This window comes from Ramlibacter sp. G4-7, from assembly GCF_057784995.1.
In genome coordinates this window covers 35510-57550 of sequence record NZ_JBYNTT010000007.1, presented here as the reverse complement: position 1 = coordinate 57550, position 22041 = coordinate 35510, and the positions used below count along the sequence as shown (strand labels likewise).

24 protein-coding genes and 1 tRNA gene are annotated in these 22041 nt (G+C 70.7%); 16 read left to right on the top strand and 9 right to left on the bottom strand.

All coding sequences use genetic code 11. The features are described 5' to 3' along the window. Window positions 1-9: 9 nt before the first annotated feature. From AC3EGR_RS11260 to AC3EGR_RS11245, 4 genes are read left to right on the top strand one after another with little or no spacing between them, the layout of a single operon-like run. Window positions 10-1014 (top strand): ABC transporter substrate-binding protein, encoded by a 1005-nt coding sequence (locus tag AC3EGR_RS11260; protein WP_488546570.1) that lies wholly within the window; start codon window positions 10-12, stop codon window positions 1012-1014. Continuing rightward, window positions 1011-1778: a 3-oxoacyl-ACP reductase gene (locus tag AC3EGR_RS11255; RefSeq protein ID WP_488546569.1), complete on the top strand. Its 768-nt coding sequence runs from the start codon at window positions 1011-1013 to the stop codon at window positions 1776-1778. Before AC3EGR_RS11260 ends, AC3EGR_RS11255 begins: the two co-directional genes overlap by 4 nt. Then, window positions 1775-2812: a thiamine phosphate synthase gene (locus AC3EGR_RS11250; protein WP_488546568.1), complete on the top strand. Its 1038-nt coding sequence runs from the start codon at window positions 1775-1777 to the stop codon at window positions 2810-2812. The genes AC3EGR_RS11255 and AC3EGR_RS11250 overlap by 4 nt, the downstream gene beginning before the upstream one ends. Further along, window positions 2779-3447, top strand: coding sequence for a phosphatase PAP2 family protein (locus AC3EGR_RS11245; RefSeq protein ID WP_488546567.1), 669 nt, complete (start codon window positions 2779-2781; stop codon window positions 3445-3447). The genes AC3EGR_RS11250 and AC3EGR_RS11245 overlap by 34 nt, the downstream gene beginning before the upstream one ends. 15 nt (window positions 3448-3462) lie before the next feature. On the opposite strand, the gene AC3EGR_RS11240 is transcribed toward AC3EGR_RS11245, so the two are convergent. After that, complete coding sequence (locus AC3EGR_RS11240) at window positions 3463-3798, bottom strand: hypothetical protein (RefSeq protein ID WP_488546566.1); 336 nt, start codon at window positions 3796-3798, stop codon at window positions 3463-3465. A gap of 137 nt (window positions 3799-3935) precedes the next feature. On the opposite strand from AC3EGR_RS11240, the gene AC3EGR_RS11235 reads away from it, so the two are divergent. Continuing rightward, complete coding sequence (locus tag AC3EGR_RS11235) at window positions 3936-4160, top strand: hypothetical protein (protein ID WP_488546565.1); 225 nt, start codon at window positions 3936-3938, stop codon at window positions 4158-4160. A gap of 29 nt (window positions 4161-4189) precedes the next feature. Here the strand turns inward: AC3EGR_RS11235 and AC3EGR_RS11230 are convergent, their stop codons facing one another. Together AC3EGR_RS11230 and AC3EGR_RS11225 are read right to left on the bottom strand one after the other, a co-directional pair. Next, entirely contained in the window at window positions 4190-4750 is a 561-nt protein-coding gene (locus AC3EGR_RS11230) for a DUF1439 domain-containing protein (protein WP_488546564.1), read from the bottom strand. Between the two features lies 1 nt (window position 4751). Next, the gene (locus AC3EGR_RS11225) at window positions 4752-5480 is read right to left on the bottom strand and encodes a glutathione S-transferase (RefSeq protein WP_488546563.1); all 729 of its coding nucleotides are present in this window, start codon (window positions 5478-5480) and stop codon (window positions 4752-4754) included. A 160-nt stretch (window positions 5481-5640) separates the two neighbouring features. Between AC3EGR_RS11225 and AC3EGR_RS11220 the strand changes: the two genes are divergently transcribed. Beyond that, complete coding sequence (locus AC3EGR_RS11220; RefSeq protein ID WP_488546562.1) at window positions 5641-7185, top strand: acetolactate synthase large subunit; 1545 nt, start codon at window positions 5641-5643, stop codon at window positions 7183-7185. Window positions 7186-7588: 403 nt separating this feature from the next. Further along, window positions 7589-8560: a Bug family tripartite tricarboxylate transporter substrate binding protein gene (locus AC3EGR_RS11215; RefSeq protein ID WP_488546561.1), complete on the top strand. Its 972-nt coding sequence runs from the start codon at window positions 7589-7591 to the stop codon at window positions 8558-8560. Here AC3EGR_RS11215 and AC3EGR_RS11210 read toward each other — a convergent pair whose 3' ends face one another. Genes AC3EGR_RS11210 through hutC form a run of 5 tightly spaced genes read right to left on the bottom strand, consistent with a single transcriptional unit; the run spans window position 8561 to window position 13172 of the window. Next, window positions 8561-9916, bottom strand: coding sequence for a formimidoylglutamate deiminase (locus tag AC3EGR_RS11210; RefSeq protein WP_488546560.1), 1356 nt, complete (start codon window positions 9914-9916; stop codon window positions 8561-8563). Continuing rightward, window positions 9909-10706 (bottom strand): N-formylglutamate deformylase, encoded by a 798-nt coding sequence (hutG, locus tag AC3EGR_RS11205; RefSeq protein WP_488546559.1) that lies wholly within the window; start codon window positions 10704-10706, stop codon window positions 9909-9911. The genes AC3EGR_RS11210 and hutG overlap by 8 nt, the downstream gene beginning before the upstream one ends. Beyond that, window positions 10703-11914 carry an imidazolonepropionase gene (gene hutI, locus AC3EGR_RS11200; protein ID WP_488546558.1) on the bottom strand — a complete coding sequence of 404 codons (1212 nt, stop codon included), beginning with the start codon at window positions 11912-11914 and terminating at the stop codon, window positions 10703-10705. Before hutI ends, hutG begins: the two co-directional genes overlap by 4 nt. Then, a complete protein-coding gene (locus AC3EGR_RS11195) occupies window positions 11911-12465 on the bottom strand; it encodes a HutD/Ves family protein (protein WP_488546557.1) in 555 nt (184 codons plus the stop codon). The genes hutI and AC3EGR_RS11195 overlap by 4 nt, the downstream gene beginning before the upstream one ends. Beyond that, on the bottom strand, window positions 12462-13172 hold the full coding sequence (hutC, locus tag AC3EGR_RS11190; protein WP_488546556.1) for a histidine utilization transcriptional repressor HutC: 711 nt from the start codon (window positions 13170-13172) through the stop codon (window positions 12462-12464). The genes AC3EGR_RS11195 and hutC overlap by 4 nt, the downstream gene beginning before the upstream one ends. A 110-nt stretch (window positions 13173-13282) precedes the next feature. Here hutC and hutU point away from each other — a divergent pair, with 110 nt between their 5' ends. From hutU to AC3EGR_RS11165, 5 genes are all read left to right on the top strand, one after another. After that, a complete protein-coding gene (gene hutU, locus AC3EGR_RS11185) occupies window positions 13283-14986 on the top strand; it encodes a urocanate hydratase (protein WP_488546555.1) in 1704 nt (567 codons plus the stop codon). A gap of 147 nt (window positions 14987-15133) precedes the next feature. Then, window positions 15134-16687, top strand: a complete 1554-nt coding sequence (gene hutH, locus AC3EGR_RS11180; RefSeq protein ID WP_488546554.1) for a histidine ammonia-lyase — start codon at window positions 15134-15136, stop codon at window positions 16685-16687. Between the two features lie 45 nt (window positions 16688-16732). Then, window positions 16733-17677: an ABC transporter substrate-binding protein gene (locus AC3EGR_RS11175; RefSeq protein WP_488546553.1), complete on the top strand. Its 945-nt coding sequence runs from the start codon at window positions 16733-16735 to the stop codon at window positions 17675-17677. 22 nt (window positions 17678-17699) lie between these two features. Further along, entirely contained in the window at window positions 17700-18476 is a 777-nt protein-coding gene (locus AC3EGR_RS11170) for an ABC transporter permease (RefSeq protein ID WP_488546764.1), read from the top strand. Continuing rightward, window positions 18458-19342: an ABC transporter ATP-binding protein gene (locus AC3EGR_RS11165; protein ID WP_488546552.1), complete on the top strand. Its 885-nt coding sequence runs from the start codon at window positions 18458-18460 to the stop codon at window positions 19340-19342. Before AC3EGR_RS11170 ends, AC3EGR_RS11165 begins: the two co-directional genes overlap by 19 nt. 18 nt (window positions 19343-19360) lie before the next feature. Here the strand turns inward: AC3EGR_RS11165 and AC3EGR_RS11160 are convergent, their stop codons facing one another. Further along, the gene (locus tag AC3EGR_RS11160) at window positions 19361-19549 is read right to left on the bottom strand and encodes a hypothetical protein (RefSeq protein WP_488546551.1); all 189 of its coding nucleotides are present in this window, start codon (window positions 19547-19549) and stop codon (window positions 19361-19363) included. An 89-nt stretch (window positions 19550-19638) separates the two neighbouring features. Here AC3EGR_RS11160 and AC3EGR_RS11155 point away from each other — a divergent pair, with 89 nt between their 5' ends. The 4 genes from AC3EGR_RS11155 to AC3EGR_RS11140 all read left to right on the top strand — a co-directional run bounded on the left by AC3EGR_RS11155 (window position 19639) and on the right by AC3EGR_RS11140 (window position 21941). Next, a complete protein-coding gene (locus tag AC3EGR_RS11155; protein ID WP_488546550.1) occupies window positions 19639-19992 on the top strand; it encodes a hypothetical protein in 354 nt (117 codons plus the stop codon). A gap of 64 nt (window positions 19993-20056) precedes the next feature. Then, window positions 20057-21022, top strand: a complete 966-nt coding sequence (locus tag AC3EGR_RS11150; RefSeq protein WP_488546549.1) for a transporter — start codon at window positions 20057-20059, stop codon at window positions 21020-21022. Between the two features lie 14 nt (window positions 21023-21036). Continuing rightward, window positions 21037-21126: transfer RNA gene (locus AC3EGR_RS11145), tRNA-Ser, on the top strand. A gap of 161 nt (window positions 21127-21287) precedes the next feature. Continuing rightward, window positions 21288-21941: a hemerythrin domain-containing protein gene (locus tag AC3EGR_RS11140; RefSeq protein ID WP_488546548.1), complete on the top strand. Its 654-nt coding sequence runs from the start codon at window positions 21288-21290 to the stop codon at window positions 21939-21941. The last annotated feature ends 100 nt before the right edge of the window (window positions 21942-22041 follow it).

Sequence of the window (22041 nt, the reverse complement as noted above, 5' to 3'; positions counted from 1 at the left end):
GAGAAATCGATGAACACCATTCCACGCCGGTCGCTGCTCGCCGGCCTGCTGGCCGCCCCCGTCGTCCTGCGCGCCCAGGGCACGCAACGCCTGGAGCGCTTCGTCGTCGCCGGCTGGAGCAAGCCCATCACGGAGGTGACGCCGCTGCTGGTGGACGAGGACAAGGGCTTCTACCGCGCCCAGGGGCTCGCGCTGGAATACGTGCCGGGCGCGGGCAGCGCCGACGCGATCCGCAACATCCTCGCCGGCCAGGCCGACGTCGCCTTCAGCGACCCGGGGACCTTCTTCGCCGCGCTGGACAAGGGCGAGAAGCTGCGGGCGATCTACGACATCTATCCGCAGAACGTGTTCAACGTCGTGGCGCTGAAAAGCAGCGGCATCACCAGGCCTGCGGACCTCAAGGGCAGGAAGATCGGCGTGTACAGCCTGGCCAGCGGCACCCGCCAGGCGCTGCAGGTGCTGCTGCACACCGCGGGGCTGTCCGAATCCGACGTGACCGTCGTCGTCACCGGCCTGCTCAATTTCGCGCCGCTGATGCAAGGGCAGGTGGACGCCACCGCGGCGACCGACACCGGACTGCTGGTCGGCCGCCGCCGCGGGCTGCCGGACGTGAACGTGATCGAGGTCGGCAAGTACCTGCCGGTGTCCAGCGACCTGTTCGTGGTGCGCGAGGAGACCTACCGCGCGCGGCGCGACGTGCTGCAGCGTTTCCTGCGCGCCTACCGCGACGCGGCCGCCTGGATGATCCGCGAGCCGCAGGAAGCGGCGCAGCTCGCGACCCGGCGCGCCATCGACGGCACCGATGCGGCGCTCAACCTGGACATCATCCGGCTGCGCAATGCGGCGAGCGTCTCGGAGCTCACGCGCCGCAACGGGCTGGGCAGCATGGATGTCGCCTCCTTGCAGACCGCCGCGGACACCTACCGCAAGCTGGGGCTGCTGCAGCAGCCCCTCGACGTCGCGCCGCACGTGAGCCAGGACCTGCTGCCGGGACGCAAGGGAGAACCGGGATGAACTTCGCCGGCCAGGTGGTCCTGGTCACGGGCGCCAGCCGCGGCATCGGCGCGGCGATCGCACGCGCCTTCGCGGCGGAGCAGGCCACGGTCGCGATCAACTACCTGCGCAATGCCGACGCGGCGCAGCGCGTGGTGGCGCAGTGCCGCGAGGCGGGCGGCGACGCGTTTGCGGTCCAGGCCGACGTGACGCAGCCGGCCCAGGTGCAGGCGCTGGTGGCGCAGGTCGTGGCCGAAGCCGGACGCATCGACGTGCTGGTGAACAACGCCTTCCGCGCCTATGCCTTCGACCCCGAGCAGCGCCGGCGCTTCGAGGAGCTGACCTGGGCCGACTACCAGGCGCAGTTCGAGGGTTCGGTGGGCGCCGCCTTCCAGGTGTGCCGGGCCGTGCTGCCGCATTTGCGCCAGCGGGCGCAGGGCAGCATCGTCAACATCGTGAGCGACCTCGTCGAGCAGCCCACGGTGCCGTACCACGACTACACGACCGCCAAGTCGGCGCTGGTGGGCTTCAGCCGCAACCTCGCCAGTGAGCTGGGGCCGCTGGGCGTGCGTGTGAACTGCGTGGCGCCGGGCCTGGTGTATCCGACGGAGGCGAGCGCGGCGACACGCGCGCCCTTCCGCGAAAGCCTCATGGCGGCGACGCCGCTGCGGCGCCTCGCGCGCCCCGAGGACGTGGCCGGGCCGGTGCTGTTCCTGGCCTCGCCCTGGAGCGCCTTCGTGACGGGGCAGGTGCTGGTCGTCGACGGTGGATTGGTGATGCGATGAAGGCCACGCAGGAACTCCTGGTGTGCACCCTGGCGCAGGCCGTCGAACGCGCGGGCAGGGTGGGCGAGGTGCCACGGCTGGCCGCCGCGCTGCGCACGCAAGGCCAGCAGGCCGTGTGCATCGCCGCGGCACGCCCCGGCCTGCACTGGCTGGACACGCCGCACGCACGGGGATGGCTGGCGGGGCCGGCGCAGGACGCCGCCTCGCTGGACGCGGCCGCGCACGCTGCGCTCGCGCGTGGCTTCGTCGCCGCCGATGCGCTGGTCGTGGCCACCATGGGGGCGCCGCACGCGTTGCCGCTGCTGTCCTGGGGCGAGGAGCCGCCGGAGGCACCGCGCCTCGTGCCGGCGCGCCGGCGCCTGGATCTTTACGCCATCGTCGACAGCGCCGCCCGGCTGCGCCAGGTGCTGGACGCGGGCGTGCGCACCGTGCAGCTGCGCATCAAGACGCCGGTGGCACCCGATGCCGCCTGGCACGCCATGCTGCGCGATGAAATCCGGCAGGCCGTCGCGGACAGCGCGCGTGCCGGCGCCGAGCTGTTCGTCAACGACCACTGGCGCGTCGCCCACGCGCTGGGCGCCCCGGGCGTGCACCTGGGGCAGGAAGACCTGCTGGCGCTGGGCGAGGCGGGGCGCAGCGAATTGCGCGCGACCGGCATGGCGCTGGGCATCAGCTCGCACAGCCTGTGGGAACTGGCGCGGGCGCGCACGCTTTCGCCGCGCTACATCGCCTGCGGTCCGGTGTGGCCGACGCTCACCAAGGACATGCCCTGGCTCCCGCAAGGGCTGGACAACCTCGCCTGGTGGTGCCGCGCGGCCGGCGCGCCGGTGACCGCCATCGGCGGCATCCTGCAGCCGCGCGAAGTCGAGGCCGCTGCCAGCACCGGCGCCGACGGTGTCTGCATCGTGCGCGGCCTGGGCGAGGACCCGCGCCTGGCCTTGCCCGCGTTCGAGGCGGCGCTGGCCACCGGCCGTGCCCGGCTCCTGCAAGAATCCCCTGCATGGCCGCACCCGAGCTTGCCCCGCCGCTGCTGAACGCGCAGCGCACCGTCGTGCGCTGGCATGCGGCGTGGATGCTGGCCTGCCTCGCGGTCGTGGCTCTGCTGCTGGTGCAGGTGCTCACGCACGGACCGGCCCTGGAACTGGACCAGGAGGTGAGCGGGTTCTTTGCAGCCCACCGGGGCGCGGCGCTCACGGCCGTGATGCTGGCCGTGAGCACGGTGCACGAGACGCTGCACGTGCTCATCGCGGCGGCGGCCATCGCGTCCTGGCGCGCCTGGCGCCGCGACTGGGGCTCCGCGCGCCTGCTGCTCGTGGTGCCCGCGGCCATGCTGCTGAACGTGGGGCTCAAGAACCTCATCCACCGCGCGCGCCCCGCCTGGAGCGACCCGCTGGTGCAACTGGCCACCTACAGCTTTCCCAGCGGCCACGCCGTGGCCTCGACCGTGTTCTACGGCATGTGCTGCGCGCTGGTCCTGGCCCACGCACGCTCGCGGCTGCACCGCGGGCTGGCGCTCGCGGGGGCTGTGTTCATGGTGCTGCTGGTCGGCGCCAGCCGGGTGGTGCTGGGCGCGCACTACCCGAGCGACGTGCTGGCCGGCATGGCGCTGGGCCTGTTCTGCGTGCTGGCCTTCCTCGGCTGGCTGCCGCCAGTGCGGGACGGCCGTTGAGTGGCTGGGCGCGGCTCAGCCAACCTTGCGGTGGTTGCCGGCGCGGAAGGCTTCGCGCCAGCGCGCGTCCTCGGGGCCCAGCGCCGGGACCACTTCCAGGTCGGCCAGCGGATACCAGGCGGTGCGCTTGACGCCGCCGTCGATCCAGGCGCACTCGGCGTGGTCGCCGAGGATCTGGTCGACGGCCATGTAGCGGCCGCCGCGTCTCGGGCGGACGACGTTCAGCAGGGAGACGTGGCTGCCGGACTCGGAGTCCCCACAGGCGGAGCGGCGCCGCCGGGGGGCGAGCCGGCGGATCAGTCGGTCCAGCCAGGTGAGGCGGCCGGGCCAGGAGCGCAGGTGCATTTGCATGGATGCATCGATGCTAACGGCGCGGCCGCCGCGCGGATGTGCATTGGCCGTCTCATCCGTGCGCGTCTCGCAAAGCTTGCAACGATCCGTGATCAGAGTGCGTCCAGCGCCCCAGCCCGGCCCTACATTCCGTGTCTATGAAGATCACCTACGCCAGCCTCGGCGGTCACGGGCCGAGCTATGAGATCGAGTCGGATCGGCACGGAAGTTACACCGTGCGATACGAAGGCCGTGTCGTCAAGCGCGTGACCGCCGTGAGCAACTACGTCGGCCGCCCGCGCTTCGGCAGCCGCAAGATGGAGCTTTCCGCCATCGAGGAAGCCAAGGCGGCGATCGACGCGCACCACGCGATCGAAAGCTGAAGCGCCTTCGCCGCGCCGGCCGGTGGCGGTCAGCGCCGCGCCTTGGGCACGAAGCCCACCTCCAGCCCGTCCTCCAGCACCCGCACCGGCCCCGGCTCGAAGCCCATGGTTTCGGGCAGCGCCAGCTCGCGCGGCGTGAACCGGTGCAGCACCACTTCGCCCAGGTCGCGCGTGAGCCGCGGCAGCAGGGCGCGAAGTGCCTGCAGCGCATCGGCGGACGCATCCGGCACGCGCAGGTCCAGGATTTCCGCGTCCAGCGCGCGCAGCGTCTGGTCGCCGGCCTCGTAGCGCAGCGCGAACACCAGGTCCACTTCTCCCGCCAGCGCCTTCTGCAGCGCGGGCCCGCTCGCCTCCAGTTGCAGCGAGGCGCCCAGCTTGTTGCGCGCGGGCAGCAGCAGCAGGCCGGGCGCGCGGACCACCAGTTCGAGCAGGTTCGCCACGCCGCGCCGGATGGGAAAGCGCGTGGAGAGCGCTTCGTAGAGTTGCGCGGCGGACACCTTGTGGCGGGGCAGTGGCGGCGTCTCCTGGGACCACGCACGCAGGGCGGGCGCACAGGCGAGGGCGCCGATCAACAGGCGGCGATTCATCATGTCAGGCGTCCAGTTCGCGGTAACGGCGGAAGATGCCTTGCTCGTTGAACGGGATGCGCCGCTCGCTGGCGAGATAGGCCGCCAGGCGCCGGTGCTGCGGCACGCCGGCGTGCAGCGAAGCTACCAGCGGCGTCTTGCGCAACACGCGCCGGGTCGCCCGGGGAAAGGCGTACAGCAGGCCGTCCACCACCTGGAACAGCGAGAGGTCCACGTAGCTGAGCTTGCCGCCCACCAGGCGCGGCACCTCGCGCCCGGCGTTGCCCGCATTCCGGGCGAGCACCGTTTCGCACCAGCCCAGGAACTTGGGCAGGCGGGCGCGGCGGAAGTCCTCGGCCCGGCGCAGGGCCGCGTCCTTCTGGTCCTCGTAGTAGAGGGCGCTCGCCACGGGGTGGTGGGTGTCGTGCACTTCCGCGACGAGGTCGGCGAGCGTGAGCTGGACTTGGTGCGCCCAGAGCTGGTCCGCCTCGCTGGCGGGCACCAGCCTCAGCCGCGGACCGAGGTACAGCAGGATCGCGGCCGTCTGGCCGATCACCTTGCGGCCGTCGACGAGAAAGGGGCAGGCGAAGGGCGGCCGCTTCACGTCCCCGCCTTCGAGGTAGGCCAGCATGGCATCCACCCCGCCTTCGCCGCGCGCCACGTCCTCGTACTCGGCACCGGCCGCCTCGAGCGCCAGCCGGACGAACTCGCCGCGGCCCTGGATGGTGGGCCAGTAGTGCAGTTGGTAGGGCATGGCAGCACTCTAGCGAGCTCGGATGATTCCGTGATGAACATATCCGGACGACAAGGCAACACTGCGTCGTTCCTGCTGGACCTCGCCGGGTCCCGCCCGCCCGGCCAAGCTCTGGCGCAGCGCGACGCCGTAACATTCCGGCTCCGACAAAGGAGACAGAATGAACGGCGCCAGGAGCCTGGTCGAGACGCTGGTGGCGGCAGGGGTGGACACCTGCTTCGCCAACCCCGGCACCAGCGAGATGCATTTCGTCGCGGCACTCGACCAGCATGCGGGCATCCGTTGCGTGCTGGGGCTGCAGGAGAACGTGGTCACCGGCATGGCCGACGGCTACTTCCGCATCACCGGCAAGCCCGCATGCACGCTGCTGCATTGCGGACCGGGCCTCGCCAACGGCCTGGCCAACCTGCACAACGCGCGCCGCGCGCGCAGCGCCATCGTCAACATCGTCGGCGACCAGGCCACCTACCACCGCCCGCACGACCCGCCCCTCACGGCCGACACGGAGGGCTTCGCCCGCGGCGTGTCGGGCTGGGTGCGCGCCAGCACGCGCTCGGCCGACGTGGGCCGGGATGCCGCGGCGGCCGTGCAGGCCGCGCGCAGCCATCCGGGCCAGGTCGCCACGCTGATCCTCCCCGCGGACGCGTCCTGGGACGAGGGCGGCGCGGCAGCGCAGCCGCTGCCGACGCTTTCGCCCCTGCCACTGGACCCGCACGCGGTGGAGCAGGCAGCGCGCGCGCTGCGCGCGAAGGGCGGCAAGGTCCTCCTGCTGCTTGCCGGGGCGGCCGTGCAGGCCGAGGGCCAGGCGCTGGCCTGGCGCATCGCGCAGGCCACGGGCGCGCAGCTCCTGGCGGACTTCGTCAATCCCAAGGTCGCCCGCGGCCGCGGACGCCTGCAGCTCGAGCGCGTGCCGTACAAGACCGAACTGGCGATGAAGGCGCTCGCCGGCTTCGAGCACATCGTGCTGGTGAATGCGAAAGCGCCCGTGGGCTTCTTCGCCTATCCGGGGCTGCCTTCGATCCAGTACCCGCGCGAGGCGCAGCTGCACGTGCTCTCGCGGCCCGAGCAGGACGCGGTGGCTGCGCTGCGTGCGCTGGCCGAGGCGCTGGACGCACCGCAAGCCGTCCTGCCCGATCCCGGCCCCCGGCCCCAGCCGGCCACCGGCGAGCCCACTTCCGACAAGCTCGCGCAGACCGTGGCGGCGCTGATGCCGGAGCACGCCATCGTGTCCGACGAAAGCGTGTCCTATGGACGCGGCTTCTACAAGAACTCGCACGCGGCGCCGCCGCACGACTGGCTGCATCTGGCCGGCGGGGCCATCGGCGACGGCCTGCCGGTGGCCACCGGCGCGGCGATCGGCGCCGGCGGCCAGCGCCGCGTGATCGGCCTGCAGGCCGACGGCTCGGCCATGTACACGCTGCAGGCGCTGTGGACCCAGGCGCGCGAGAAGCTGCCAGTCACCACGATCGTGCTGAACAACGGCAGCTACAACATCCTGGTGGGTGAATACAAAGGTGTCGGTGCGCAGCCCGGTCCCACGGCGATGCGGATGCTGGACTTGGGCGACCCCGGGTTGTCGTTCGTCAAGCTGGCGCAGGGGATGGGGGTGGAGGCGGCGCGGGCGACGACGATGGAGCAGTGCGCGGATCTGATGCGCTCCAGCTTCTCGCGCGAAGGCCCGTTCGTGATCGAGCTGATGATTTGAGGGCGATGCATGCCACGCCCAGGACCGGCGGTTCCGATACCCGCTCTCCGGTCCACGCTCGCGGTTGATGTAGCGGCTGCTGCCAGCGCCCCGTGTGCAATGACGGGCGGTGAACAAGCGGCCCCGAGGGGTCGATGGTCCGGGTATCCGATCGCAGGGACCATTCGCGGCCCCTGATGCCTTCGTGTGGCGCTTGCCGGCTTCCGAGGCGGGCCCTTCGTTCCGGAACGGACGCTTCATCGCGAGCGTGGACCGGAGAGCGGGTACCCGGACCGTCGGCCCTTGGCGCAGCCGTCGATCAGCAGCGACCCCCCCGAGGGTCTGCCCCAAGAACGTCAACCCCGATTGACGCGCCCGCGGCCCGCTCGCTAGTCTCGCTGCCTTCCACCGGCTAGGAGACAAGATGCGCCTGCTGTCACGACTCGTCCCTGTTCTCGCCCTCGCCTGCGCCACGATCGCGCTGCCCGCGGCGGCCCAGTCCGACTTTCCCAACAAGCCGATCAAGTGGGTCGTGCCTTACCCGCCCGGCGGCAGCACCGACCTGCTTGCGCGCCTCATGGGACAGTACCTGTCCACCAAGCTCGGGCAGCAGATCGTCATCGAGAACCGCGCCGGCGGCGGCAACAACATCGGCACCGAGTTCGCGGCCAAATCCGCGCCCGACGGCTACACCTGGCAGCTGGTGAACCCCGCCAACGCGATCAACGCCTCGCTCTACCCGAAGCTGAACTTCAACTTCCTCGAGGACTTCGCGCCGGTGGCCGGCTTCATCCGCGTTCCCAACGTGATGACCGTGACCAAGAACTTCCCGGCGAAGAACATCCAGGAGTTCATCGAGTACGGCAAGAAGAACCCCGGCAAGATCAACATGGCCTCGTCCGGCGCCGGCACCTCGGTGCACCTCTCGGGCGAGATGTTCAAGCACATGGCCGGCGTCGACATGAAGCACGTGCCGTACAAGGGCGCGGGCCCGGCCATCACCGACCTGATCGGCGGCCAGGTGGACGTGCTGTTCGACAACATGCCTTCCATCATTTCCCACATCCGCGGCGGCTCCGTGCGCGCGCTGGGGGTCACGAGCGCGCAGCGTTCGCCCGCGCTGCCCGAGGTGCCGGCGGTGGGCGAAGTGGTGCCCGGCTACGAAGCGAGCGCCTGGTTCGGCGTCGCGGTGCCCAAGGGCACGCCGCGCCCCATCATCGACCGCATCAACCGCGAGGTGAACGCCGCGCTCGCCGACCCCGCGATGAAGGCCAAGCTCGCGGAGCTGGGCGGCGTCCCCATCCCGGGCACGCCCGAGGACTTCTGGAAGATCCACCGCATGGAGACCGAGAAGTGGGCGAAGATCGTCCAGGTCTCGGGCGCGAAGGCGGAGTGATCAGGCGCGCGCCCACAGGGCGCGCATCACTTGCGTGAAGGGCGCCGTGGGCGGCGCCAGGTCCACGTCCCGTCCGGCAACCACCACGCGCTGCATCCGCGTGGCGGGGGACGAGAAGACCAGCGCGTCGAGCAGGTGATCGTCGGGGATGCCGGCGAGCGCCGGTGCGCTCGTGTCGACCACGCACAGGTCGGCGCGTTGCCCGGCCTGCAGGCCGGCAGCGGGCAGGCCGCAGGCCGCACTCCCTCCCGCCAGCGCGCCTTCGAACAGCACCGCCGCCGTGCTTTGCGCGCGTGCCGCACGCGCGGCCACGTTGCGCTGGCGCAGGACGAACCGCTGCGAGTACTCCAGCAGGCGCAGTTCCTCGCGCCAGCTGCGCGTGACGTGGCTGTCGGAGCCCACGGACCAGCGTCCCCCGGCGGCGAGCCAGGTCGGCAGGTCGAAGACGCCGTCACCCAGGTTGGCCTCCGTGCTCGGACACAGCACGATCGACGCACCGGTGCGCTGCAGCGCCTGCAATTCGGACGGCGTCGACTGCGTGGCATGGACCAGGTTCCAATGCGCGTCCACGTCGGCGTGATGCAGCAGCCATTCGATCGGCCGCAGCCGGTGCGCGCGCAGGCACTCCTCCACCTCCAGCTGCTGTTCGGCGACGTGGATGTGCACGGGCAGTCCGGCCGCACGGGCGGCGCCGGCACATTCGCGCAGGGCGCCTTCCCCGGCGGCGCGCAGCGAGTGCAGCGCGACGCCGGCCGCCAGGCGCGGCGAGGCTTGCGCGCGGATGCCTTCCGCGATGCGCAGCACCGAGTCCGGCGTGGAGGCGAAGCGGCGCTGGTCCGGCCGCAGGCCGCTCGCGCCGAAGCCGGAGCGCATGTACAGCGTCGGCAGCAGCGTCAGGCCGATGCCGGTGCGCTCCGCCGCACGCACCAGCGCGTGCGACATTTCCGCCGCGTCCGCGTAGGCCCGGCCCTCCGCGTCGTTGTGCAGGTACTGGAATTCGCACACCTGCGTGTAGCCGGCAGCGAGCAGCTCGGCGTAGAGCAGGGCGGCGATCGCCTCGAGTTGTTCCGGGCTGATCCGCAGCGCCACGGCGTACATGCGATCGCGCCAGCTCCAGAAATCCTCGCGGCCGGCGGCGCTGCGCTCGGTCAAGCCTGCGATGGCGCGCTGGAAGGCGTGGCTGTGCGCGTCGACGAGTCCGGGCAACACCGGGCCGGACAGCGGTTCCGCACCCGCCGCCTCCGCGCCCGTGCGCACTTCCTGCCAGAAGCCGTCTTTGGCCACCAGCAGCACGTCGCGCGCCCAGGCGCCGTCGACCCAGGCCTGCGCGGCGAAGAAGCGGCGCGCTTCAGCCATGAAGCTTGTTGCAGGCGTCGAGCGCCGCTTCCACCATGCCGCGCACCACCGGCTGCACGCGCGCGGCCTGATCCGGCTCGTAGTTCCAGGGCGGCGCCTCGCGCATGTAGACGTACTGGCACATCTCCAGTTGCACGGCGTGCACGTGTTCCGCCGGCCGGCCGTACTGGCGCGTGATGTAGCCGCCCTTGAAGCGGCCGTTGAGGACGTGCGTGAAGCGGGGATCGCGCACCGCCGCGGCCTCGACGGCGCGTGCGATGGACGCGTCGGCGCTGCGGCCGTCCGCCGTGCCTATGTTCAGGTCCGGCAGGCGCCCTTCGAACAGCCAGGGGATCTCGGCGCGGATGCTGTGCGCGTCCCACAGCAGCACGTGGCCATGCTGGCCCCGGATGCGCTCGAGCTCCGCGCGCAAAGCCTGGTGGTAGGGCTGCCACCAGGCCGTGCGGCGGCGCGCCTTCTCTTCCGCGGTGAGCGCATGGCCTTCGCGATACAAGGCGTCGCCGGTGAAGAAGCGCGTGGGACACAGCTCGGTGTTCGAGGCGCCCGGATACATGGGCGTGTCGTCCGGCGGCCGGTTCAGGTCGATGACGTAGCGCGAGACGGTCGGCTGCAGGATGCTCGCGCCGAGATCGCGCGCGAAGGCGTACAGGCGGTCCAGGTGCCAGTCGGTGTCTTCCACCTCCAGCGCACGCTCGACGTAGTCGCCGCGCAGCTCCTGCGGGATCTCGGTGCCCATGTGCGGAATGCTCACCAGCAGCGGTGCGTTGCCGCGGTGCAGGTTGAAGGTCATCGTTCGGTTCCTTGGACGAAGGTGGCCAGGCGCGGGTTGGCGCCCAGGGCGTAGGCGAGTTCGGCCGGGGAGCGTGCGTCCCACAGCACGAAGTCGGCGCGCAGGCCGGGCGCCAGCACGCCGCGGTCCGCGAGGCCCAGCGCGCGCGCGGCATTGCGCGTGACGCCGGCGAAGGCTTCCTCGGGCGTCAGCCGGAACAGCGTGCAGGCCATGTTCAGCATCAGCAGCAGCGAGGTGCAGGGCGAGGTGCCCGGATTGCAGTCGGTGGAGACGGCGATCGGCACGCGGTGCTCGCGCAGCAGCGCGATCGGCGGCAGCTTGGTTTCCCGCAGGAAATAGAAGGCGCCGGGCAGCAGCACGGCGACGGTGCCCGCATCGGCCATGGCACGTGCGCCGCGTTCGCTGAGCCACTCCAGGTGATCGCAGCTGAGGGCGGCGAAGGAGGCGGCGAGTTCGGCGCCGGCGCTGTCGCTCAGCTGCTCGGCGTGCAGCTTCACCGGCAAGCCCAGCGCGCGCGCCGCCTCGAACACGCGCCGCGTCTGCGCCGGCGTGAAGCCGATGTTCTCGCAGAACGCATCGACCGCATCCACCAGGCCTTGCGCGTGCAGCCGCGGCAGCATCCGGCAGACTTCGGCGATGTAGTCATCGGCGCGGCCGCGGAATTCCGGCGGCAGGGCGTGGGCGCCCAGGAAAGTGGTGCGCACCGCCACGTTCTCCTGCTCGCCCAGGCGGCGCGCCACGCGCAGGCACCTGGCTTCCGCTTCCTCCGACAGCCCGTAGCCGGACTTGATCTCCAGCGTGGTGACCCCTTCGGCGAGCAGGGGACGCAGGCGCTTGGCCGACTGGTGCAGCAGCTCCTCTTCGCTCGCTTCGCGGGTGGCCTTCACCGTGGCGACGATGCCGCCGCCGGCGCGTGCGATCTCCTCGTAGCTCGCGCCCTTCAGCCGCGCTTCGAATTCGCCGGCGCGGTCGCCGGCCCAGACCAGGTGCGTGTGGCAGTCGACGAGCCCGGGCGTGAGCAGCGCGCCTTGCGCGTCGTGTTCGACCGCGCTGCTGCGCCAGCGGGAAGGCAGGTCCGCGCGCGCACCGACCCAGGCGATGCGGCCGTTCTCCGTCACGAGGGCGCCGTCTTCCACGAGGCCGTAAGGCGTTGCGGCGTCCGCCGCCATCGTGGCGATGCGGGCATGGGTCCAGAGTTGCAGGCTCATGTCAGCGCTTCCATCCAGAGGGCGTCGCTCGCCTGCACGTTGGCGTGCACGGCGTCGGCCGCCAGGGTCCAGGCGAGGTGATAAGGCGGCAGCTCGACCTGCTGTCCGCCGCAGCGCAGCCGCGCGCCGTCCCCGTGCGTGTAGAGGGCCAGCAGCGCGCGCGCCGCGCCATGCACGCGCGTGTCGCCGCGCAGGCGTTCCATGCGTGACAGCCCGGGGCCGGCCATCAGGTTGAAGTCCCGCGTCGGCCCGCCCACCAGGGTGCAGTCGATGGGCAGGGCACCGTCGAAGCGGAAGGGATCGCCGTCCTCGGTGAGGTGGTGCTCCGCGAAGGCGCTGCGCAACACCACGCCGTCGCCTTCCAGCACGGCGAACCAGCGCTCGATGCCCTCGAAGCGCGAGAACGGGCCGGAGGCCCGCACGTCGGCCACGGACAGGCGGACGCGCCAGTCCGCGGCGCCGGGCCACGCGAGCAGTTCGCGCGTGATGCCGCCGCCGTTGCGCCAGGACTGCGCCGGCTGCGCCTCGAGCGAAACGCGCTGCCAGTTCATGCCTGGAACTGCCCGCTGAAGCTGTAGCGCGTGCCCGGATAGAGCTGGCGGGCGACGCTGGCCACGTTGCCGCCGCTGACGGTGCGGCGCATCATCACCAGGCAGGGCTCGCTGGTGCGGATCTCCAGTGCCCGGGCTTCCTCCGCGCTGGGCAGGCAGGCCTCTATCGTGTAGCTCGCCTCCGTCAGGGGCGCGTGCTCCAGCAGGTGCAGCGTCGGCGAGGTGCGCGCGAAGTCGGTCTCCAGGTAGGACGGCGCGGCCTGGGGGTTCACGTAGCGGTCCTCGTACTGGATGGGGACGCCGTTTTCCAGGTGCACGAGCACGCTGTGGAAGACCCGCGCGCCGCGCTTGAGGCCCAGCGTGCCGGCCAGCGCGGCCTCGGCCTTTTCCTGCACCGCCTTGATCACGCGCGTGGTGTGCACGTGGCCGCGTTCGGCGACCTCCTCGTGGATGTCGCGGATCACGAGCTGCGAAGAGATGCGGTGCAACTGCGCCACGCGCGTGCCGGAGCCCTGCACCCGCGTGACCAGCCCCTCGGCGGACAGCTCGCGCAGCGCGCGGTTCGCCGTCATGCGGCTGATGGCGAAGCGGCCCATGAGCGCCGCCTCGCTGGGCACCACGTCGCCCGGCTTCCATTCGCCGCTGGCGATGTGCTGCCGGATCCAGCCCTTGACCTGCTCGTACGCCGGGCGTTCGTCCTTTGCCATGGCATCGAGCATAACCCGGTTGACACCGCTTGTATAGACAACTATGCTCCGCCGCCAGACAGCTTGTATAGACAACTCGGCCGTATTTTCCGTCCCTCACCGGAGCTTCCATGTCCGATCTTTCCCAGGCCAAGACCTTCGCCTCCGGCCCCCGGCCGGTGCGCGCCCCGCAGGGCAGTGAGCGCAACTGCGCCGACTGGCAGCTCGAGGCGGCTTTCCGCATGATCCAGAACAACCTGGATCCGGCCGTCGCCGAGAACCCCGACGCGCTGGTGGTCTACGGCGGCATCGGCAAGGCGGCGCGCAACTGGCCGGCCTTCGACGCGATCCTCGCCACCCTCAAGCGCATGCAGTCCGACGAGACCCTGCTCATCCAGTCGGGCAAGCCGGTGGGCGTCTTCCGCACGCATGTGGGCGCGCCCCGCGTGCTGATCGCCAACTCCAACCTGGTGCCGCGCTGGGCGACCTGGGAGCACTTCAACGAGCTCGACCGGCAGGGGCTCATGATGTACGGGCAGATGACGGCCGGCAGCTGGATCTACATCGGCACGCAAGGCATCGTGCAAGGGACCTACGAGACCTTCGTGGAAGCGGGCCGCCAGCACTTCGGCGGCGACCTGGCCGGCCGCTGGGTGCTCACCGCCGGCCTGGGCGGCATGGGCGGCGCGCAGCCGCTGGCGGCGTCCTTCGCCGGCGCCTGTTCGCTGAACATCGAATGCCAGCAGTCGCGCATCGACTTCCGCCTGCGCACGAAGTACGTGGACCGGCAGGCGAAGGACCTGGACGAGGCGCTGCAGCTGATCGCGCAGCACACCGCGCGCAAGGAAGCGGTGTCCATCGCCCTGTGCGGCAACGCCGCCGAGATCGTGCCGGAGCTGGTGCGCCGGGCGCAGGCCGGCGGCATCCGGCCGGACATCGTCACCGACCAGACCTCCGCGCACGACCTGATCAACGGCTACCTGCCGCAAGGCTGGAGCGTGGAGCAGTGGCAAGCGGCGCAGAAGGACCCGGCGCAGCACGAGGCCTTGCAGAAGGCGGCTGGCGAGTCCTGCGCGCGGCATGTGCGCGCCATGCTGGCCTTCCACGCCATGGGCATTCCGACGGTGGACTACGGCAACAACCTGCGCCAGGTGGCCAAGGACTTCGGCGTCGCCGATGCGTTCGCCTATCCCGGTTTCGTGCCGGCCTACATCCGGCCGCTCTTTTGCCGCGGCGTGGGGCCGTTCCGCTGGGTCGCGCTGTCCGGCGATCCCGAGGACATCCGCAAGACGGACGCGAAGATGAAGGAGCTGTTCCCGGACAACAGGCATCTGCACCGCTGGCTGGACATGGCCGGCGAGCGCATCGCCTTCCAGGGCCTTCCTGCGCGCATCTGCTGGATTGGCCTGGGCGAGCGCCACCTGGCGGGCCTGGCCTTCAACGAGATGGTGCGCACCGGCGAGCTGAGGGCGCCCATCGTGATCGGCCGCGACCACCTGGACAGCGGCTCGGTGGCCTCGCCCAACCGCGAGACCGAAGCGATGCGTGACGGCAGCGACGCGGTCAGCGACTGGCCGCTGCTCAATGCCTTGCTCAACACCGCCAGCGGCGCGAGCTGGGTGAGCTTCCACCACGGCGGCGGCGTCGGCATGGGCTATTCGCAGCACGCGGGCGTGGTGATGGTCTGCGACGGCAGCCGGGAAGCCGACGAGAAGATCCGCCGCGTCCTGTGGAACGATCCGGCCACCGGCGTGATGCGGCATGCGGACGCGGGCTACGAGATCGCGATCGAATGTGCGCGCGAGCAGGGGCTGGACCTGCCGATGGTGAAGTGAGATTCACGGTGGGGTTCGCATGCGCTCACCGTCCGCGGCGTTGCCGCGCCACCCTGCATTCGGCCGCGTTGCCGCCTGGGCGCACCTGTAGGGTGGCGCGCGGCAGCGGCGGACGGTGAGCGAAGCGAACCCCACCGATCCCGACTCATGACTCCCACCGAACTCCTCCCTCCCGGCGAACTCACCCTCGCGCAACTGCGCCGCCTGGTCGACACGCCGGACCTGCAGGTCGCCCTCGACCCCTCCTGCCGCGCCGCCGTGCGCGCCAGCGCCGAAACCGTGCGCCGCGCCACCGCCGGCGACGCGCCCGTGTACGGCGTCAACACCGGCTTCGGCAAGCTCGCCACGCAGCGCATCGCGCGCGAAGACCTCGCGCTGCTGCAACTGAAGCTGCTGCGCTCGCACGCGGTCGGCGTCGGCGAACCGCTCGCCCCGCGCGTGGTGCGGCTGGTCCTTCTGCTCAAGGCCACGAGCCTGGCGCGTGGCTATTCGGGCGTGCGCGAGGAGGTCATCGACGGCCTGGTCGCGATGCACAACCGGGGCGTCCTTCCCGTGGTTCCGGCCCAGGGCTCCGTCGGCGCCAGCGGCGACCTCGCGCCCCTGGCGCACCTGTGCCTGCCCCTGATCGGCGAGGGCGAGGCCTTCCACGACGGCGTGCGCATGCCGGGCGCCCAGGCGCTGGAACGCGCCGGCCTGCGGCCGCTGCAACTCGGCGCCAAGGAGGGCCTGGCCCTCATCAACGGCACGCAGGTGTCCACGGCGCTGGCACTCGATGCGCTGCTCTCGGCGGACAAGCTGTTCGAAGCCGCGGTGGTCGCGGGCGCCATCACGCTCGATGCGGCCCGGGGCAGCGACGCACCGTTCGATCCGCGCATCCACGCCGTGCGCGGCCAGCCGGGGCAGATCGCCTGCGCCGCCGCGTATCGCGCGCTCACGGCGGGCAGCGCGATCCGCCGCTCGCACCTGGACGAGGACGACCGCGTGCAGGACCCGTACAGCCTGCGCTGCCAGCCGCAGGTGATGGGCGCCTGCCTGGACCAGATGCGCTACGCGGCGCAGGTGCTGGTGCGGGAGGCGAATGCCGTGACCGACAACCCGCTGGTCTTCGCGGCCGATGGCGCCATGCTGTCCGGCGGCAATTTCCATGCGGAGCCGGTGGCGCTCGCCGCCGACGCGCTGGCGGTCGCCATCGCCGAGATCGGCGCGATCTCCGAGCGCCGCGTCGCCATGCTGGTGGACACGGTGGTGTCGCGCCTGCCGCCCTTCCTCACCTCGGAGCCGGGGCTCAACTCCGGATTCATGATCGTGCACGTCACGGCCGCCGCGCTCGCCTCGGAAAACAAGTCGCTCGCGCATCCCGCCAGCGTCGACAGCCTGCCCACGTCCGCCAACCAGGAAGACCACGTGAGCATGGCCACCTTCGCGGCGCGGCGCCTGCGCCCCATGCTGGCCAACACGGCGCACATCGTCGCCATCGAGCTGCTCGCGGCCGCGCAAGGCATCGAGTTCCTGCGCCCGCTCACCAGCGCACCTGGCCTGGAGGGCGTGCTGCGCCTGGTGCGCAGCGTGTCGCCCGCGATGCCGGCCGATCGCAGCCTGGCGCGCGACATCGAGGCCATGCACCACCTGGTCGCGGCGGGCGACATCGGGCACGCGATCGAGCAGCAGATCCCGGAGTTGCAGGCATTGCGCCTGGCATGAGCCGTGCATAGAGTTCCTTCACCATCCCTTGAACGGAGAGCGTCCATGAACAAGCTGTTCCCCCTCGCCCTGCTGGCCTGTGCCGCGGTGGCCGCCCAGGCCCAGGAGGCCAAGGTCGCAGTCGGCATATCCGGCTGGACCGGCTTCGCGCCGCTGACGCTCGCCAAGGAGGCGGGCATCTTCAAGAAGAACGGACTGGACGTCACGCTGCGCAAGATCCCGCAGAAGGACCGCCACCTCGCCATCGCTTCGGGTGACGTGCAGTGCGCCGCGACGACGGTGGAGACCTGGATCGTGTGGAACGCCAACGGCGTGGCCACCACGCAGATCTTCCAGCTCGACAAGTCCTATGGCGCCGACGGCATGGTGGTGAAGACGGGCATCGGCAAGATCGCCGACCTCAAGGGCAAGACCGTCGCGGCCAGCGCGCCCGGCACGGCGCCTTACTTCACGCTGGCCTGGATGCTGAAGAAGAACGGGCTGTCGCCCAAGGACGTGAAGGTGGTGAACCTGGAGCCGCAGGCCGCCGCCAACGCCATGATCGCCGGCACCGCGGACCTGGACGCCGCGATGACCTACGAGCCGTATCTGTCCGCCGTGCGCGCCAAGCCCGAGGCTGGCAAGATCATCGCGACCACCCTGGACTATCCGATGGTGATGGACACCTTCGGCTGCACGCCCAAGTTCCTCGCCGAGAACCCGAAGGCGGCCAAGGCGCTCGCCGACAGCTACTTCGAAGCCGTCGACATGATCCGCAAGGAGCCGAAGAAAAGCTTCGAGATCATGGGCGCGGACGTGAAGCAAAGCGGCGAAGCCTTCGAGGCGAGCCAGAAGTTCCTGCGCTGGCAGGACCGCGAAGCCAACCAGAAGTTCTTCGCCGGCGAGCATGCGGCCTTCAGCAAGGAAGCGGCCGACCTGCTGCTGGAAGCGGGGATCATCAAGCAGATGCCCGACCTCGCGAAGCTGGCGGACACGCGGTTCCTGAAGTGACGGCGGGGCAGGGGCAGCCATGATGAAGCCACTCGTTCCCGTCGCGCCCGGCCACCGTGCCGTCCTCGGCATCTCGTTCTTCGTGGTGTTCTTCGCGCTCTGGGCGGCCGTCACCTTCAGCGGCGCGGTGTCGAAGACCTTCCTGGCCGACCCGCTGACGATGGTGCAATCGGGCTGGGCCCTGCTCACGCAGCAGGGCTTCCTGAAGGACATCGGCGTGACCGTGTGGCGCGTGCTCGGCGGCTTCCTCATCGCCGCCGCGCTCGCGGTGCCGCTGGGCGTGGTGATGGGGGCGTACAAGCCGGTGGAAGCGTTCTTCGAGCCCTTCGTCAGCTTCGCGCGCTACCTGCCGGCCTCGGCCTTCATCCCGCTGCTGATCCTGTGGGCCGGCATCGGCGAAGCACAGAAGCTCGCGGTGATCTTCATCGGCTCCTTCTTCCAGCTGGTGCTGATGGTCGCGGTGAGCGTGGGCAACACGCGGCGCGACCTGGTGGAGGCCGCCTACACGCTGGGCGCCGGCGACGGCGGCATCGTCAAGCGCGTGCTGCTGCCTTCGAGCGCGCCGGAGATCGCCGAGACCCTGCGCATGGTGCTGGGCTGGGCCTGGACCTACGTGATCGTCGCGGAACTGATAGGCGCGTCCAGCGGCATCGGCCACATGATCACCGACAGCCAGGCGCTGCTGGCCACCGACCAGATCATCTTCGGCATCATCGTCATCGGCCTGATCGGCCTGGTGACCGACTTCGCCTTCAAGGCGGGCAACAGAAAGGTCTTCCCGTGGGCGCAATTGAGATGAAGCTGGAGGCCGACCAGGGCGTCCCGGGCCTGGCCCGGCATCCCCAAGCCGCCGGATCGAACGCCGAAAGAGGTGCGGGTGCGGCCCGCAACGACATCCTGACGGTGACCGGTGTCAGCAAGACCTTCCCCGGCGGCACCGTCGCCCTGCAGGCCACGGACCTGTCCGTGCAGGAGAACGACTTCATCACCATCCTCGGGCCCTCGGGCTGCGGCAAGAGCACGCTGCTGCGCATGGTGGCGGGCCTGGATGCGCCCTCCAGCGGCAACATCACGCTCGATGGCCGCACGGTGTCCGGCCCCGGCGCGGACCGGGGCATGGTGTTCCAGAGCTACACGCTCTTCCCCTGGCTCACGGTGCTGGAAAACGTGTGCTTCGGCCTGCGCGAGAAAGGCCTGGCGCGCGCGCAGCAGGAAGCGATCGCGCATCCCTTCCTGGCCAAGGTGGGACTCAAGGGCTTCGAACAGCACTACCCGAAGCAGCTATCCGGCGGCATGCAGCAGCGCACCGCGCTTGCCCGGGCGCTGGCCAACAATCCGCGCATCCTGCTGATGGACGAGCCCTTCGGCGCGCTCGATCACCAGACGCGCGAGCTGATGCAGGAGCTGCTGCTGGGGGTCTGGGAAGCCGAGCGCAAGACGGTGCTCTTCGTCACGCACGACATCGACGAGGCGATCTTCATGGGCAACCGCGTCGTCGTGATGAGCGCGCGGCCGGGGCGCATCAAGTGCGACCTGCCGGTGCCGCTGCCGCACCCGCGGCACTATGCGATGAAGACCATGCCGGCCTTCACCGAACTGAAAGCGAAGCTGACGGAGGAGATCCGGGTCGAGGTCCAGCGCGCGGCCGGCCTGCTGCCGGCCTGAGCCCGCGCGCCCTGGCGCTCAGAGGCGGAAGGTGGAATCCGGCCGCTTGGGCAGGTCGCCGTAGGCTTCCTTGGCGCGCTGCACGCGGTCGATGTCCTTGAGCAGGGTCTCCAGGGCCGACCTGGACCCTTGCCCGCTGCGCCCCCGGGGCACGCGGTAGTCGGGAGGCTTGACCTCCGGATCCAGGTAGGGGATGGACTGCGTCATGGCTGGAGGGCAATGGTAGCCAGTCCGCCTTGGGCATGCCAGTCGTCGTCAGGGCTTCCCAAAAAAGGGCGCAGGGCTATGATCCGCCCATGCTCGCGCTTCGCCGCTCCCGCCGCCTCGCCGCCGTCGTGCTGGCGTGGTTCGCGCTGTGGCTGGGCGCGACGCTGGCCGCCCCCATGGTGGCCGACGCGGGCCTGCAACTGGTCTGCTCAGGCGGTTCGTTCAAGCTGGTGACGGGGGACAACGACTCGCCCGCCACGCTGTCGGGCCACCTGGGCCAGTGCCCGGCCTGCGTGAACGCGGCGGCCGCCCCGCCGCCGGAGTTCGCCCTCACCGTCTCACCCGGCCCGGCCCACGAGGCGCCGGAAGCCATCCTCGCGCACGGCTTCGTGCGCGATTCGGCGGCCCCACCGGCCGCGCGCGGTCCGCCGCAGCTCTCCTGATCGCTGGCCTTCCCTCCTGCCGCATGCCTGTGCGGCGGGCGCTGGTTTCGAACTGGAGATCCTGATGAACACCGTTGTCCGTGCCGCGGCATGCGCCGCCGCCCTTGCGCTTTCCTTCGCCCCTTCCGCCCACGCCAGCTGCGGCTCCGCCTTCTGCGCCGTCAACGGCGACTGGGCTTCCGACGCCCTCGGCCTGCAGGAGGGTTCCGTCTTCGACATCCGCTACGAGTACATCCCGCAGGACCAGCCGCGCGCCGGTTCGCGCCGCGTCGGGGTGGGCGAGATCCCGCACCACCACGACGAGGTGGAGACGATCAACCGCAACCTGCTGCTCAGCTACAGCAGGAATTTCGAACACGGCTGGGGCTTTTCGGTCGCGCTGCCGCTGGTGGACCGCCACCACGTGCACGTGCACAACCACCACGGCGCGAAGATCCCGGAGCAGTGGGACTTCCGCGAGCCCGGCGACATGCGGGTGACCGGCCGCTACCAGATGCCCTGGTTCGACCAGTCCGCGGGGCCGGCCAACGCCGGCCTGATCTTCGGCCTGAAGCTGCCCACCGGCCGCACCAACATCGCCAACGGCGACGGCGACGTGGCCGAGCGCAGCCTGCAGCCCGGCACCGGCACCACGGACGCGATCCTCGGTGCCTTCTTCCACCAGCAGCTCACCTCGCAGCCGGCGTCCTGGTTCGCGCAGGTGCAGTTGCAGGCGCCGGTCAATTCGCACGACGAGTTCAAGCCCGGCGCGCAGTTCCTGGCCGACGTCGGCTACGCCCACCACTTCACCGACAAGTTCACCGGCCTGCTGCAGCTCAATGCGGTGTTCAAGGCGCGGGACAAGGGCGCCAACGCCGAACCCAACGACAGCGGCGGCAACTTCCTCTTCCTCAGCCCCGGCTTCAGCTACGACCTCGGCGAGCGCTGGCGCCTGTATGGCTTCGTGCAGCTGCCGCTGTACCAGTACGTCAACGGCGTGCAGCTGACGGCGGACAAGGCGCTCATGATCGGGGTCGCGACGCGGTTCTGAGAGAATCACCCAAGGGAAGCGTGGCAGAGCGGTTGATTGCACCGGTCTTGAAAACCGGCGACGCTGCAAGGCGTCCGCGAGTTCGAATCTCGCCGCTTCCGCCAACGGCAGGCATCCGCGACGCAACCGCGGTTTGGCCGGCACGCCTATCGCGCAGCGATGTGATGGGCCTGCCGAAACCGGCGATGCTGCAAGGCATCCGCGCGTTCGAATCCCGTCACTTACGCCAGGACGGGCGACTATCATGGGATGGCCGGAGGGTTCCATGAACCTCGCGTCCCGTTCCATCCCCGCTGCATCCCCGCAGGATCCTGTCGAGCGATTCCGCGGCAGCCACCTGGCCATCCTCGAGGGGCTTGCGGAACTGAGGCGATTGCCCATGTTCCTCGAGGCGCTGAAACAGGCGCGCCTGACCGCGGAAGCAACGCTCGCGCTGTTCGAGCGCCAGGTCCTTCCGCACCACCTCGACGAGGAACAGAAGTTGTTCACCGCGGCGCTGGCGCAGGCCGCCAGCGGCGCCGAACGGCAAGGGGTGGAAGAACTGCTGGCCCGCCTGGTCGCACAGCACCGCCACGTCGAGCAGCTGTGGTCGCAGTTGCGCCCTTCGCTCGTGGCCATCGCCGCCGGCCAGGCCCCGGCCTCTCCCACGTTCCGGGAAGACGTCGTCAACCTGGTGGAGGCCTGCCTGGACCACACGCGGCTGGAAGAAAGAGCCTTCCTGCCCCTGGCGCAGGAGATCCTGTTGCGGCAGCCCGGCGGCCACCCGCCACTGGACCCCGCGCAGCATGTGCGCGGCGTCGGAGGTCCGGCAGCGCCGGCCAACGAGGCGGAGGCCGCCGCCATGCTGGAACAGCTGGTGAACCTGGAACATGGCCTGTCAAGCGACCCGATCGCTCGGGAGCCACGCGGTCCCGGCTGACGGGTAGCACGAAGGTTCGATCGCCGACTTTGTGTCGCCCGCGCAAAGTCGGAGCCTTCCTACAGCCGTCCTCTACCGTATCAGACAGACTTCGTGGCTC